At 35.1% G+C, this 12,362-nt stretch carries 16 protein-coding genes; all 16 read left to right on the top strand.

The window, feature by feature from the left end; translation table 11 throughout:
- The first annotated feature begins 231 nt into the window (after window positions 1-231).
- The 16 genes from COZ07_RS10420 (at window position 232) to COZ07_RS10345 (ending at window position 12,222) form a co-directional block, all read left to right on the top strand.
- Window positions 232-1,257 (top strand): 4Fe-4S dicluster domain-containing protein, encoded by a 1,026-nt coding sequence (locus COZ07_RS10420; RefSeq protein WP_406608502.1) that lies wholly within the window; start codon window positions 232-234, stop codon window positions 1,255-1,257.
- Complete coding sequence (locus COZ07_RS10415; protein ID WP_406608501.1) at window positions 1,247-2,074, top strand: FAD/NAD(P)-binding protein; 828 nt, start codon at window positions 1,247-1,249, stop codon at window positions 2,072-2,074. The genes COZ07_RS10420 and COZ07_RS10415 overlap by 11 nt, the downstream gene beginning before the upstream one ends.
- 2 nt (window positions 2,075-2,076) lie before the next feature.
- Window positions 2,077-2,628 (top strand): 4Fe-4S dicluster domain-containing protein, encoded by a 552-nt coding sequence (locus COZ07_RS10410; protein ID WP_406608500.1) that lies wholly within the window; start codon window positions 2,077-2,079, stop codon window positions 2,626-2,628.
- Window positions 2,625-3,548, top strand: coding sequence for a complex I subunit 1 family protein (locus COZ07_RS10405; RefSeq protein ID WP_406608499.1), 924 nt, complete (start codon window positions 2,625-2,627; stop codon window positions 3,546-3,548). Before COZ07_RS10410 ends, COZ07_RS10405 begins: the two co-directional genes overlap by 4 nt.
- Window positions 3,549-3,552: 4 nt before the next feature.
- Window positions 3,553-3,996: an NADH-quinone oxidoreductase subunit B family protein gene (locus COZ07_RS10400; RefSeq protein WP_406608498.1), complete on the top strand. Its 444-nt coding sequence runs from the start codon at window positions 3,553-3,555 to the stop codon at window positions 3,994-3,996.
- Window positions 3,997-4,193: 197 nt separating this feature from the next.
- Complete coding sequence (locus COZ07_RS10395; protein ID WP_406608497.1) at window positions 4,194-4,667, top strand: NADH-quinone oxidoreductase subunit C; 474 nt, start codon at window positions 4,194-4,196, stop codon at window positions 4,665-4,667.
- A complete protein-coding gene (locus COZ07_RS10390) occupies window positions 4,667-5,851 on the top strand; it encodes a nickel-dependent hydrogenase large subunit (protein ID WP_406608496.1) in 1,185 nt (394 codons plus the stop codon). The genes COZ07_RS10395 and COZ07_RS10390 overlap by 1 nt, the downstream gene beginning before the upstream one ends.
- The gene (locus tag COZ07_RS10385) at window positions 5,848-7,533 is read left to right on the top strand and encodes an NADH-quinone oxidoreductase subunit L (RefSeq protein WP_406608495.1); all 1,686 of its coding nucleotides are present in this window, start codon (window positions 5,848-5,850) and stop codon (window positions 7,531-7,533) included. The genes COZ07_RS10390 and COZ07_RS10385 overlap by 4 nt, the downstream gene beginning before the upstream one ends.
- A 4-nt stretch (window positions 7,534-7,537) precedes the next feature.
- Window positions 7,538-8,086, top strand: a complete 549-nt coding sequence (gene mbhE, locus COZ07_RS10380; RefSeq protein WP_406608494.1) for a hydrogen gas-evolving membrane-bound hydrogenase subunit E — start codon at window positions 7,538-7,540, stop codon at window positions 8,084-8,086.
- Window positions 8,079-8,531, top strand: coding sequence for an MnhB domain-containing protein (locus COZ07_RS10375; RefSeq protein WP_406608493.1), 453 nt, complete (start codon window positions 8,079-8,081; stop codon window positions 8,529-8,531). The genes mbhE and COZ07_RS10375 overlap by 8 nt, the downstream gene beginning before the upstream one ends.
- On the top strand, window positions 8,528-8,866 hold the full coding sequence (locus COZ07_RS10370; RefSeq protein ID WP_406608492.1) for a sodium:proton antiporter: 339 nt from the start codon (window positions 8,528-8,530) through the stop codon (window positions 8,864-8,866). The genes COZ07_RS10375 and COZ07_RS10370 overlap by 4 nt, the downstream gene beginning before the upstream one ends.
- Window positions 8,863-10,368, top strand: coding sequence for a complex I subunit 5 family protein (locus tag COZ07_RS10365; protein ID WP_406608491.1), 1,506 nt, complete (start codon window positions 8,863-8,865; stop codon window positions 10,366-10,368). Before COZ07_RS10370 ends, COZ07_RS10365 begins: the two co-directional genes overlap by 4 nt.
- Window positions 10,369-10,866, top strand: a complete 498-nt coding sequence (locus COZ07_RS10360) for a Na+/H+ antiporter subunit E (RefSeq protein ID WP_406608490.1) — start codon at window positions 10,369-10,371, stop codon at window positions 10,864-10,866. It abuts the gene before it with no gap.
- Between the two features lie 10 nt (window positions 10,867-10,876).
- The gene (locus COZ07_RS10355; protein WP_406608489.1) at window positions 10,877-11,245 is read left to right on the top strand and encodes a cation:proton antiporter; all 369 of its coding nucleotides are present in this window, start codon (window positions 10,877-10,879) and stop codon (window positions 11,243-11,245) included.
- Window positions 11,238-11,573, top strand: coding sequence for a monovalent cation/H(+) antiporter subunit G (gene mnhG, locus COZ07_RS10350; RefSeq protein ID WP_406608488.1), 336 nt, complete (start codon window positions 11,238-11,240; stop codon window positions 11,571-11,573). The genes COZ07_RS10355 and mnhG overlap by 8 nt, the downstream gene beginning before the upstream one ends.
- Window positions 11,574-11,610: 37 nt before the next feature.
- Entirely contained in the window at window positions 11,611-12,222 is a 612-nt protein-coding gene (locus COZ07_RS10345; RefSeq protein ID WP_406608487.1) for a 4Fe-4S binding protein, read from the top strand.
- The last annotated feature ends 140 nt before the right edge of the window (window positions 12,223-12,362 follow it).

Genomic DNA, 12,362 nt, shown 5'->3' with positions numbered 1-12,362 from the left:
TTTACTGTTTTTAGGTAGTCCACTTTTATCTTTTAAATCATTAAAAAACAGTCCAGTTTTATCTTTTATTTGACAAGGTAGCAAAAAAATTTGACAAACTAGCAAGACAAGAGTAATATAAAAAAATTAAATAAAAAGAAAAGATTTTTACCAATGGCTAAAGTATAATAGAACAATTTTTAAAAAACAAAATGTTGTTATTGTTACACAAGGACAAGGAGAAGTATAATTTTGCAATATATTTTTTCCAGTAATTTCACTAAATTACTCGAGAACCTGAAGAGTGACTATGAGATTTACATTCCGGTTAAAAAAGGTGAACAGCGTTTTTATAAAAAGTATATTGACTTCACTGATGATATTGTTATCGGTGAGGTGCGAGCCTTTGAACCGCTAAAATCTTTTTTCTTCCGTGCACGTGAAATCGTTGCCGAAAACTTCAAGTCTGATATTCCTCATACAAGCCAAAAACCTTATTGTATAGTTGGTATGAAAGCTTGCGATCTTAAAGGATTAAAAATACATGATTATGTATTCAAAAATCATGATTTTCAAGATCCTTTCTATATTAATAGGCGTAAAGATAACCTTATTATTTCTGCCGATTGTACTTCTGCTATAGATACATGTTTTTGTCTTGCCCTAAATGTTAAACCTTATCCCCTTGAAAATTTTGATATAAATCTTTCTGAGGTGGGAGAGGATTTTATTGTTGAGGTTGGCTCGCCAAAGGGTAAGAGGCTTGTTGAAAAATATTCTTTTCTTTTTGAAGAAATAAAAGATAAATTCCTTTCCCAAAGAAACGAACAGAGAGAAAAAGTTACTAAAGCAGTCGAAAAAAATATAAAAGAAAACAAAATTCCTCAACAGGATTCATTTAAGGGTATTATTGAAAGAGGATATGAATCAGATATATGGGCTGATGAAGCAGACAAGTGTGTTGAGTGCGGAGCGTGTAATACAATCTGTCCTACTTGCCACTGTTTTTTACTTTATGATCAGAAAGATGAAAACCGGATGGCTCGTTTGCGTATCTGGGATTCTTGTATGATAAAAGATTTTGCTCAAGTTGCAGGGGGGGCAAATCCTCGACCAGAATTATGGATGAGATTAAGAAATCGATTTGAAAAAAAATTTGATTTTTTTTCAAAAGTTGCTAATATTTATGCCTGTACAGGTTGTGGTCGGTGCATATCTGCTTGTCCTGCAAAGATAGACATTAGGAAAATTCTTAATAGATTGGTGTATGATGTATAAGATTAAAAATCCGTATAGGCCTATTAGGGCTGAAATTACAGGAGTCATATCTGAGACACCTACAATAAAGACGATAAGGATTGTACCAGAAGAACCAATAACATTTGAAACAGGCCAGTTTATAGAACTTACCATTCCGGGGATTGGTGAGGCTCCTTTTACCCCCTCATCAAGGCCTGCTATGAAAGGCATAATGGAACTAACTGTTATGAGTGTAGGCAAGGTTACCAAAAAGGTTCATGAACTTAAAAATGGTGATATTGTAGGTGTGAGAGGACCTTTCGGGAAAGGTTATCCTATAGATAGGTTTAAAGGCAAGGAGATATTAGTTGTAGGCGGTGGATGCGGATTTGCTCCTCTTAGAAGTTTGATGTATGAGCTTTTTGATAGGAGTGGAGAATTTAAAAAATTATTTTTTAGAGGTGGTTGCAAGACACCTCAGGAGTTGCTATATAGAGGTGAAATAGCTGATTGGGCCAAACGAAAAGATTTAGATATAAAACTTAGTGTAGACAAAGGTGATAGCGGGTGGAAAGGGAATGTAGGTGTTGTAACTACTATTCTGGATGGCATAGATATGGATTATGAAAGTGGTATTGCCATTGTTTGTGGGCCACCAGTAATGATGAAGTTTTCGACTAAAAAACTACTTGATATAGGCTTTAAAGAAGAGAATGTATACCTTTCTATGGAGAAGAATATGTCATGTGGTATAGGAAAATGTGGTCATTGTAGATTAGGGATATACTATGCTTGCAAAGATGGTCCTGTTTTTAGTTATGATAAGGTAAAAGATTTTTCAAATATATGGGAGTAGAAATGTACACCAGCGCAGAACAAATTCATCAGGGAAAATTAAATATTAAGCCGAAAAAAGGCAAGGATTTAAGACTTTTTATAGATCTTGATATTTGTAACTCTGGTGAGTGTAAAGAGTGTGTTATCAATTGTAGTTATTATTATCATCCAAATAATAATGGGATTATTTCTATAATAGAACTGGTAACATATGCATTGGTATGCCGTAAATGTGAAGAGCCGCACTGTGTTAATGCTTGCCCGGTAGAGGCAATTGAACAACAAGAAGATAAGTTATTGATAAGACATAATATGAGATGTATAAGTTGTAAATCATGTTCCTATGCTTGTCCTTATGGCACAATATATCCAGAAAATGTTCCGCTATTAATTCATAATTGTGATTTTTGTTTTGAGAGAAGGGATCAAAAGGATGAGATATTATGTGTAAAGAGCTGCCCTTATGGTGCATTAGGTTTAAAGAAAGGTGATATCGGACTGGATGAAAATAGTTTTTTAGTTGGTGATAATATTATAGTTCACTCAACTCATTGGAATAGGGAGAAGGCATGATTTACATATTTTATTTTTTATTTTATGGTTTTTTTTTAACAGCTATTATCGGACTTCTAGCCAGTTGGATAGATAGAAAGGTTACAGCCAGGATACAATATCGCGTTGGCCCACCTCTTTTGCAACCATTGATAGATATTGTAAAGCTTCTAGGTAAAGAGACACTTATTCCAGCAGGTTCATCAAAGATAACGTTTTTGATGGCCCCAATTATTGGCTTGGCAAGTGTGATATTAGTATCTACTTTATTATGGATAAATAATATTAACCCGGCAAAAAGTTTTTTAGGTGATTTAATAGTAGTATTATATTTTTTAGTAATTCCTTCTGTAAGTATTATTATGGGTGGTTTTGCATCAAGAAATCCACTTGCAAGTTTAGGTGCATCAAGAGAGATGAAGCTCGTATTAAGTTATGAGCTTCCTTTTATACTTGCGATGTTAGTTACGGTGATAAAATCTGGGTTTACTTTTAGGCTTGGTGAGATATTAGCTTTTCAAGCACAGAACGGAGCGTTGGTTAGAAGTTGGTCTGGTGTTTTAGCTTTAATTGTGGCCATAATATGTATGCAGGCTAAATTAGCACTAGTCCCTTTTGACATCCCTGAAGCAGAAACGGAAATTAGCGGTGGCGTATTAATAGAGTATTCGGGTTCTGGACTTGCTATTTATAAACTTATGAAGAATATGCTTCTGTTTACACTTCCATTCTTTTTAATAATTGTATTTATAGGTGGTTTAAGATTTGATGGTATACATCTCTTGTATGGTGTGTTAAAATATATTTCATTAGTCGCCTTGATGACAGTTATAAGAAATACCAATCCCCGGGTAAGGATTGACCAGGTCGTCAAGTTTTTCTGGGGGCCTATGACTATAATTGCTATAATAGCTGTAGTATTGGCATTATTAGGAAGATGATAATATGAGTATGAAATTAAAAGCACTTCTAAAATCGGCGTGGGTATTTCATTTGTCCACCGGGAGCTGTAACAATTGTGATATTGAAATACTGGACTGCCTTACTCCGAGATTCGATATTGAGCGGTTTGGTATGCTTCTTGTAGGGAGCATAAAACACGCTGATGTTCTTTTAATTACTGGTTCAGGTAATCGGAAGTCGATGGAAAGGGCAAAAAGACTATATGAACAGATACCAAAGCCATGCCTTGTAGTAGCAGTAGGAGAATGTGCTTTATCAAGAGGTATGTTTATTCATAGTTATAACTGTCCTGTTCCGATAGATAAGGTTATTCCTGTAGATGTTTATATACCGGGTTGTCCCCCAAAGCCAGAGGCAATAATTGCCGGTGTAGTAAAATTGATTGAGAAAGTTAAAAAAGGTACTGAGAAAAAGTCATCAGTTTAAGGTATAGGAATTTTAATAATTCCTATACCTTAAATAAGGAATATGATTTATTATTATGAAGAATATTAAAGACAAGATATTCAAGGGTCTAATAAATATTGCGGTGAGGGTGAATTAAGGGGTTTTCAAGGGGAAGAATTCCCCTTGAATATCTTGTCTGTACTAATTATCATACTGAATGACAAAGGAGCCGAAGTATGACACGGGAAGAAGTTTTATGTGATTTAAGAAAAAAATTTAAGGATGACATAATTGAAGTTTTAGATAAATCTCCTAAGAGAGTATATATCGAGATTAAACCTGAATCAATAATTCAGGTAGCAAGTTATATTTTTAAAGATTTAAAAGCTAGGTTCAATACCGCCTCTGGTGTAGACACACGCTATCATATGGAAATTCTTTATCATTTTTTGATCGAAGATATTAATCTATTGATTTCTTTAAGAGTAAAATTACAAAAACCAAAATTAGAAATAGATTCTCTTTCAACTATATTTGAAGGTGCAAACTGGATAGAAAGAGAGATACATGAAATATTAGGTATAAATTTTAAAGGCCATCCTGATTTGAGAAGACTTCTTTTACCAGACGATTGGCCAGATGGTGTTTATCCATTAAGAAGGGATTATAAAGAGTGGGATAAGAACGCTATCAGAGATAGAGGGGTATAATGGCAAAAACAATAATACCAATAGGTCCATATCATCCATTACAGGAGGAGCCGGAATTCTTTATACTTACTGTTGAAGGAGAAAAGGTTGTAGATATTGATGTGCATATTGGCTATAATCATAGAGGAATAGAGAAACTCTCTGAGACAAAGACATTTGATCAGTCCACTTTTGTGATAGAGAGAATTTGTGGTATATGTTCAACAAGTCATCCCTTTGCCTATACGAGAGCAGTAGAGGATATTATTCCTATAGAAGTGCCAGAGAGAGCCAAATATATAAGGACTATAATAGCTGAAGGTGAAAGGATACACTCACATCTCCTATGGTTAGGTCTTGCCGGCCACTTCTTAGGATATGATACTGTATTTATGTGGACATGGAAGCTAAGAGAAGAGATTCTTGATGTGATGGAGATATTAACCGGGAACAGAAATAATTATGCTATGTTTAAGCCCGGAGGGGTAAGAAGGGATATAAAATCTGAAGATATACCAGTGGTTATTAAAAAGATTGATTCTATCGTACCTACATTGGAGATGCTGAAAAAAGCAGTTATAGACGATCCGGTTATACATGCTCGGACGAAAGGAATAGGCGTTCTTTCAAAAGAAGACGCTATAAATTATTGTGCACTTGGACCCACTGCAAGGGCTTCGGGTGTAGCCAGAGATGTGAGAAAAAACTCACCTTATGGAGCTTATGATAAAGTAGAGTGGGATATGATAGTTACCCATAACGGTGATGTTTTTGATAAATTGGTAGTAAGAGTATTAGAGGTCTTTGAGTCAATAAAGATAATAAAGAACTGCTTCTTGAACCTACCAGGCGGTGAAATAGATGCTAATATTAAGGATATTCCTCCAGGGGAAGGTATAGGACATATAGAAGCGCCAAGAGGCGAGTGTTTCCATTATGTAAGAAGCGATGGAACAAACAGGCCTGTTCGTCATAAGGTCAGGGCGCCTACATTTATGAACCTTCCTACATATAAAGCTACTGTTATAGGTGAGGACATTTCAGATGCGACGATAATTTTAGCTGCTATAGATCCTTGCTATTGTTGTACAGAAAGAATGACTGTATGTAACATAAAGAGGAAGAAGATATATAGTGGGAAAGATTTAATTAAACTTTCTCGAGAAAAAACCAAGATATTAAGAAATAAGATGGGTGTTAAATGAATTTAACTACGCAATTTTTTAAATTCGATAATCTATCAATGTTTGTGGGAATATTTATTGGAATATTTTTCCTGCTAATTATTATTTATTCTTTTGGGTTTATGTCGCAGAAAAAAAGACTGATTTACTATTATTCTTATTTAATCCTTACTTTTATAAGTTCACTCGGTGCTGTCTTTTCCAATAACCTTATTCTCTTTATGGTATTCTGGGGATTTTTAGGACTTCTTTTATATTTATTAATCGGATTTGGTCAAACGGAACATGCTTCTTATACGGCTAAAAAAGCATTTATAATAATCGGTGGCACAGATGCCCTTATGCTTCTTGGGCTGGCTATTATTTGGCAACTTACAGGTTCACTTCAGATGGATAGAATAAACATAACATTAAATACAAAGATAGCGGTTTTAGCATATATGTGCCTTGCAGTAGGTGCTTTTGCCAAGGCAGGCGCTATGCCATTTCATACTTGGGTTCCAGATACCGCCCAAGATGCCCCCACACCGGTTACTGCCTTTTTTCCAGCATCACTAGATAAGCTTTTGGGGATATACTTCCTTGCCAGAATTTCCCTGTATATGTTTAAAATGAGCCCAGCTTTAAATACTGTCTTAATGATGATAGGCAGTTTTACTATTGTGGCTGCGGTTATGATGGCACTTGTGCAACATGATTTAAAGAAACTTTTAGGGTATCATGCTGTAAGCCAGGTCGGTTATATGGTCTTAGGAATTGGTACAGGTAATCCTATCGGTATAGCAGGTGGATTGTTTCATATGCTAAACAATGCTATATATAAATCCTGTCTCTTTCTTTCAGGTGGTGCAGTGGAAAAAGAAGCAGGAACAACTGATCTTGAGAAGCTGGGTGGTTTTGCTAAGATTATGCCTATTAGCTTTATTACATTCTTAATAGCATCATTGGCCATATCAGGAGTTCCTCCTTTAAATGGGTTTGCATCGAAATGGATGATTTACCAGGGTATAATAAAGACAGCTGGTAATGGTAGTCATCTCTGGATAATATGGCTTATTGCAGCTATGTTCGGTAGCGCCCTTACCCTGGCGAGTTTTATGAAATTAATCCATGCTGTATTTTTAGGTCAATCGGTTAATGAGAAATTTTTATCTAACCAAACATCGATGAATGGTGGAGTGATAAATAACAAGCCAAGAGAAGCTAGTCCAGCTATGTGGATTCCTCAGGTTTTTCTTGCAGTTCTCTGTGTAATATTTGGTGTATTTGCTTACAGAATACCTCTTAAAATGTTTATCTTCCCAAGTTTAGAAGGGAAGGTAGAATTCTTCGGTATATGGAATGCAAGTCTTGCTACTATTTTAATAATTGTGGGGATTATAGTTGGTGTTATAATTTATTTTTTGGGCACAATCACAAAAACTAGAGAGACAGAAGCCTTTATTGGTGGAGAAATATTGGAAAAACAGACAAATATGAGGGTTTCAGGAACCGAATTTTATGATACAATAAAAGACATAACTCCCTTAGATACTATTTATAAATTAGCCGAAAGAAAAGTATTTGATATTTACGACATTGGCACTAAAATGACCTTTGGATTTAATAAGATTTTGAGCTATTTACACAATGGTATACTCCTTACATATCTTTCCTGGTGTCTTTTAGGAATGATAATACTATTTTATATTTTATTAAGGTAATGAGATGATAGAATTATATATTTTATTAGTGCTTATGATTGTTGGAGCGATAGTCACGATTGAGTTAAAAGACCTGCTTTCTGCTGTAATATCTATTGGAGCTGTTGGTATGGTGCTTTCGATAGTTTTTTTAATAATTAAAGCACCCGATTTAGCTATTACACAGATTGTTGTTGAAATGTTGTGCTTTATTATATTATTAAGGGCGACCTTAAAAAAAGATCTTCCATTTTCAACAACTGGTAGTTGGCTTTTTAATACTTTTGTTGCTGCAGGTTTTATTGCAATATTCTTATTTGTAGCTGTAAAAGCCTTTAAAGATTTACCTGAATTTGGCTACCCTATTATGAGAGTTGCCAATATATATCTGAAAGAAGGGTTAGTTAAAACAGGTGCATCTAACCTCGTTTCTTCAATTATTCTTGATTTTAGGGCCTATGATACTCTAGGCGAGGCTACGATATTATTTACCGCGGTAATAGGTGTTCTAACTATTGTTCGGCGTATAGGCAGAAAGAAAAAAGATGAGATTGTGGAGGAAGACGATGAGTAAAGAACATGATGCAGGTATGTCTCTAATTGTAAAAGTAATTACTCGTTTTACTGTAGGACTTATACTACTTTATGGAATTTATATAGTTTTACACGGTCATATATCGCCTGGGGGAGGATTTGCTGGTGGAGTTATTATAGCACTTTCTTTTGTAAACCTTATGCTTGCTTATGGTAAAGATGTGGCTTTAAAGAAACTTCCTAGAAAAACAATTTCGTTTTTTGAAAGTACCGGTGCCCTTCTATTTTTAAGTATAGCTCTAATAGGATTTTTTGGTGGATACTTCTTTTTAAATTTTATATCAAAGGGAGAACCTTTCAGGTTATTTAGTGCAGGTATTGTACCTTTTTGCAATATAGCCATAAGTCTTAAAGTTGGCGCCGGGCTTTTTGCTATATTTATCGCCTTGGTATTATTAAAATTTGATTGGGAGAAAAAAGAATGATAATATATTTGCTTTGTCTTATGCTTTTTTGTTGCGGACTTTATTGTATTTTAGTAAAAAGAAATATAATCAAGATCATTTTGGGAATTATTATAGCAGAATATGCTGTGAATCTTTTCTTTATACTAGTAGCTTATCGTATGGAAGGCAGGGCTCCAATTCTTTCATCTGAGGTTGAAATTGTTAATATGGTTGATCCTCTTCCTCAAGCACTTGTTCTTACTTCAATTGTGATTGGGCTGGCAACAACAACATTGCTTGTGGCTATCGCAATGAGAATATATGAAAAGTACGGGACGTTTGATATTACAAAAATTAAGGAGTTAAAGGGATGATAGCTATATCTCATATAATACCGCTTTTTGTGGCTATATCTCTATTAGGGGCATTTATAATTTCAATAATTGGTAAGAGGTTAAAATGGATACCAGATGTAATAGGAAACATAACCACACTCATTTTATTAGGTCTTTCTGTTTTAGCTATGTGGACGATAGTTACAAAAGGTACTCTTGTATATAGTGTTGGTAGCTGGAAGTTACCCATTGGAATAGCTCTTGTATTAGACGGTTTGACGGCCTTTATGCTAATAACTGTAAATCTGATAGCGTTTTCCGTTTCCATTTATTCCATAAGTTATATGGAGAGATTTACCTCGAAATGGAAATTTTATACCTTATTCCTGTTGATGGTGGCTGGGATGAACGGGGTAGTGGTAAGCGGTGACATATTTAATCTATTTGTATTTTTAGAAATAGCCTCTGTTGCAAGTTATGCCTTAGTTGCTTTTGGTACAGAACGTCATGAGCTCGAAGCAGCGTTTAAATATACTGTAATGAGTAGCGTAGGTTCACTTTTTCTCCTTCTTGGAATCGTATTTTTATATAGTTATACCTCTACATTGAATATGGCGGATATGGCGAATATTCTGGCTCAAAAAAGTGCAAGTAATATTATCATCATGGTGATCGTCTTATTTATTACGGGGTTTGGGCTTAAGGCAGCGCTTGTTCCTTTTCATGCCTGGCTTCCGGATGCTCATCCTTCTGCACCAGCTCCAATATCGGCAATGCTTTCAGGGGTATTAATAAAATCACTGGGAATATATACATTATGTAGAATTTTTTACAATGTAATTGGAATAAACCCTACCCTCTCTTCAATACTTATGATACTAGGAACCCTATCCATGGTTATTGGAGTATTTTTAGCTATTGGACAATGGGATTTTAAGCGACTTCTAGCCTACCACTCTATAAGTCAGATTGGGTATGTTATTCTAGGGATTGGTCTGGGCACCCCACTTGGTATAATAGGGGGTTTGTTCCATCTTTTTAATCACTCCGTATTTAAATCATTGCTATTTTTGAATTCAGGGGCGGTGGAATATGCTACCGGTACGCGAGATTTGAAAAAAATGGGAGGATTAATTGCGAAAATGCCTGTTACCGGTACTACAAGCCTTGTTGCCTCTATGTCAATTGCAGGTATTCCTCCTTTTAATGGTTTCTGGAGTAAATTAATTATTATAATTGCAGCTGTGCAGGCTAATCGCTTAGGATATGCTTTCTGGGCTGTTTTAGCAAGTATATTAACTTTAGCATCTTTTACGAAGGTTATGAAGTATGCCTTCTTTGGTAAACCGAGAAAGAGATGGAGTGAAGTAAAGGAAGTGCCTATTTTCATGAAACTAGCGATGGTAACTCTAGCGATTATTTGTGTAATTGGAGGGGTTTTACTTATTTCTAATATAAATCAAATTTTTCTTAAACCTGCTTCTGACGTGCTTTTAGAAGGCACAAAATATGCTGATATAGTCTTTAAGGGGATACAGTAGATGAAGAGTAAAATAATTATGTTTTTCGTAGCATTTATAGTATGGTGTCTTTTAGATTGGGTGCCAGATTGGCAGCACCTTATTGTTGGTGGATTTGTTTCTGCATTTGTTACCTTTATGATAGGAGATTTATTTATAACCCGGCCACATGTATTAAAACATCCGTTGCGGTATTGGTATTTTTTTGCTTATTATTTACCTATATTCTTATGGGAATGTTTTAAGGCAAATCTGGATGTTGCATATCGTGTTTTGCATCCTCGGTTACCTATAAATCCGGGAATAGTTAAGGTAAAAGTTGAATTAAAAACAGATACAGCCTTAACGTTTCTAGCCAACTCCATAACCTTGACTCCTGGTACAATGAGTGTTGATATAGATAAAGACAATGGTATTCTATATATACACTGGATTGATGTAAAGACAAAAGATATTGAATCGACCACGAGAATTATTGTTGAACGTTTTGAAAAAATATTGAAAAAGATTTTTGATTAGAGGATAGGATATGAAGATATTTAGATGGTTTATAGGTATGATTTTTTTAGTGGGGATTGTTATTTTAATTATAATACGCCCGCTACCATTTCTTTTTTATCCCGACCTTCCCTATATTGGGTTTTTAGGTAGAGCCCTTTACATAATTATTCTAGCCTGTATTTTATGCCTTTACCGAATATGGAGAGGTCCAACCGCGGCAGACAGGATAGTTGCAGTCGACATTCTAGGCATTATGATTGTTGGGCTATGTGCTATTTTAACTATTTCAACAGGTAGGCCTTGGTATATAGATATAGGCATAGCATGGGCACTTCAGAGCTTTATATGCGCACTTGCACTTTCTAAGTATTTGGAGGGGAAAGGATTTGATGATTAATATTATAGGTTTGATATTTATCAGTATAGGTCTAGCTTTTGATTTCTTTGGGTGTCTGGGGCTTGTACGTCTTCCAGATGTATATTGTCGTCTGCAAGCAGCTACAAAGTGCGTTACTCTTGGTACTTGCAGTATTCTATTTGGCACATTTCTTATAGTAGGATTTACTGCTGCTGGATTAAAATCGCTTTTATGCATAATATTTATTATTTTAACCGCTCCCGTAGCAGCACATACTATAGCCAGAGGTGCACACAGAGCAGGAGTAAAACTCTGGAAAGATAGCATTGTTGATAAATATGCGGAAGATAAAGAGGGAGAAGCTTAAAGCAAGATTAAGAATTAAGTAAGGATATAATTATAATATGAAACTTCCCAAAGTAAGAGAATTGATAGAGGCAATAAAGGCACTTATCCAGGGACCGTATACTTCTAAATTTCCAAAAGAACCACATATAGCTCATCCAAATTTCAGGGGTCAGCCTGAATTTAATCAAGATAAATGTGTTGGTTGTCTTGCCTGTAAGGAAGTATGTCCTGTAGAAGCTATTGCCTATAAGGATATAGTCGATAAAGACAACAATGCCAAACGAATTATAATCCATTATACGGATACCTGTATATTCTGCGGGCAGTGTGAAGCTGCATGCATTGTTAATCACGAAGGAGTTAAATTGACCAACGATTGGGAACTTTCATTTTTTGACCGCAGCGAATCCGATGAGAGGATAGAAAAGGAGCTGCAGCTCTGTGAAATTTGTGGGAAACCTATTGCCTGTAAGGATCATTTAAAATGGATTTCTGAAAAAATAGGTGAATTATCCTATTCAAATCCTACCCTATATTTATCCCACCTAAAAAGCCTTGGCATTGTAGATGAAAATATTATATCAGCGTTGAAAGATAAGGGACGTTCTGATCGAGTAAAAATTCTATGTGCCCGCTGTAGAAGAGAGACTACCTTAACTACAAAGTGAAAAATATAAAATGAATGAATAAAATTTAATGAAGAAATTATGATAGATGGAAAAAGATATAGGGCACACAGAAAATACCTTCAAAGATATCCTTAAGAAAAATATAATGATTGATGTATTAACTGTTTCAGCTACTTCAG

Source organism: Candidatus Infernicultor aquiphilus (genome assembly GCF_002784285.1).
In the GTDB taxonomy this organism is placed as follows: Bacteria; Atribacterota; Phoenicimicrobiia; order Phoenicimicrobiales; family Phoenicimicrobiaceae; genus Infernicultor; species Infernicultor aquiphilus.
The sequence above is the reverse complement of the archived record's forward strand: the minus strand, read 5'-3'. Positions and strand labels throughout refer to the sequence as shown.

Bases quoted from the DNA above. Each gene is read 5' to 3' on its own strand.
- COZ07_RS10415 (WP_406608501.1), top strand. From the start codon at position 1,247: ATGATGTATAAGATTAAAAATCCGTATAGGCCTATTAGGGCTGAAATT.
- COZ07_RS10410 (WP_406608500.1), top strand. From the start codon at position 2,077: ATGTACACCAGCGCAGAACAAATTCATCAGGGAAAATTAAATATTAAG.
- COZ07_RS10405 (WP_406608499.1), top strand. From the start codon at position 2,625: ATGATTTACATATTTTATTTTTTATTTTATGGTTTTTTTTTAACAGCT.
- COZ07_RS10400 (WP_406608498.1), top strand. From the start codon at position 3,553: ATGAGTATGAAATTAAAAGCACTTCTAAAATCGGCGTGGGTATTTCAT.
- COZ07_RS10395 (WP_406608497.1), top strand. From the start codon at position 4,194: ATGACACGGGAAGAAGTTTTATGTGATTTAAGAAAAAAATTTAAGGAT.
- COZ07_RS10390 (WP_406608496.1), top strand. From the start codon at position 4,667: ATGGCAAAAACAATAATACCAATAGGTCCATATCATCCATTACAGGAG.
- COZ07_RS10385 (WP_406608495.1), top strand. From the start codon at position 5,848: ATGAATTTAACTACGCAATTTTTTAAATTCGATAATCTATCAATGTTT.
- mbhE (WP_406608494.1), top strand. From the start codon at position 7,538: ATGATAGAATTATATATTTTATTAGTGCTTATGATTGTTGGAGCGATA.
- COZ07_RS10375 (WP_406608493.1), top strand. From the start codon at position 8,079: ATGAGTAAAGAACATGATGCAGGTATGTCTCTAATTGTAAAAGTAATT.
- COZ07_RS10370 (WP_406608492.1), top strand. From the start codon at position 8,528: ATGATAATATATTTGCTTTGTCTTATGCTTTTTTGTTGCGGACTTTAT.
- COZ07_RS10365 (WP_406608491.1), top strand. From the start codon at position 8,863: ATGATAGCTATATCTCATATAATACCGCTTTTTGTGGCTATATCTCTA.
- COZ07_RS10360 (WP_406608490.1), top strand. From the start codon at position 10,369: ATGAAGAGTAAAATAATTATGTTTTTCGTAGCATTTATAGTATGGTGT.
- COZ07_RS10355 (WP_406608489.1), top strand. From the start codon at position 10,877: ATGAAGATATTTAGATGGTTTATAGGTATGATTTTTTTAGTGGGGATT.
- mnhG (WP_406608488.1), top strand. From the start codon at position 11,238: ATGATTAATATTATAGGTTTGATATTTATCAGTATAGGTCTAGCTTTT.
- COZ07_RS10345 (WP_406608487.1), top strand. From the start codon at position 11,611: ATGAAACTTCCCAAAGTAAGAGAATTGATAGAGGCAATAAAGGCACTT.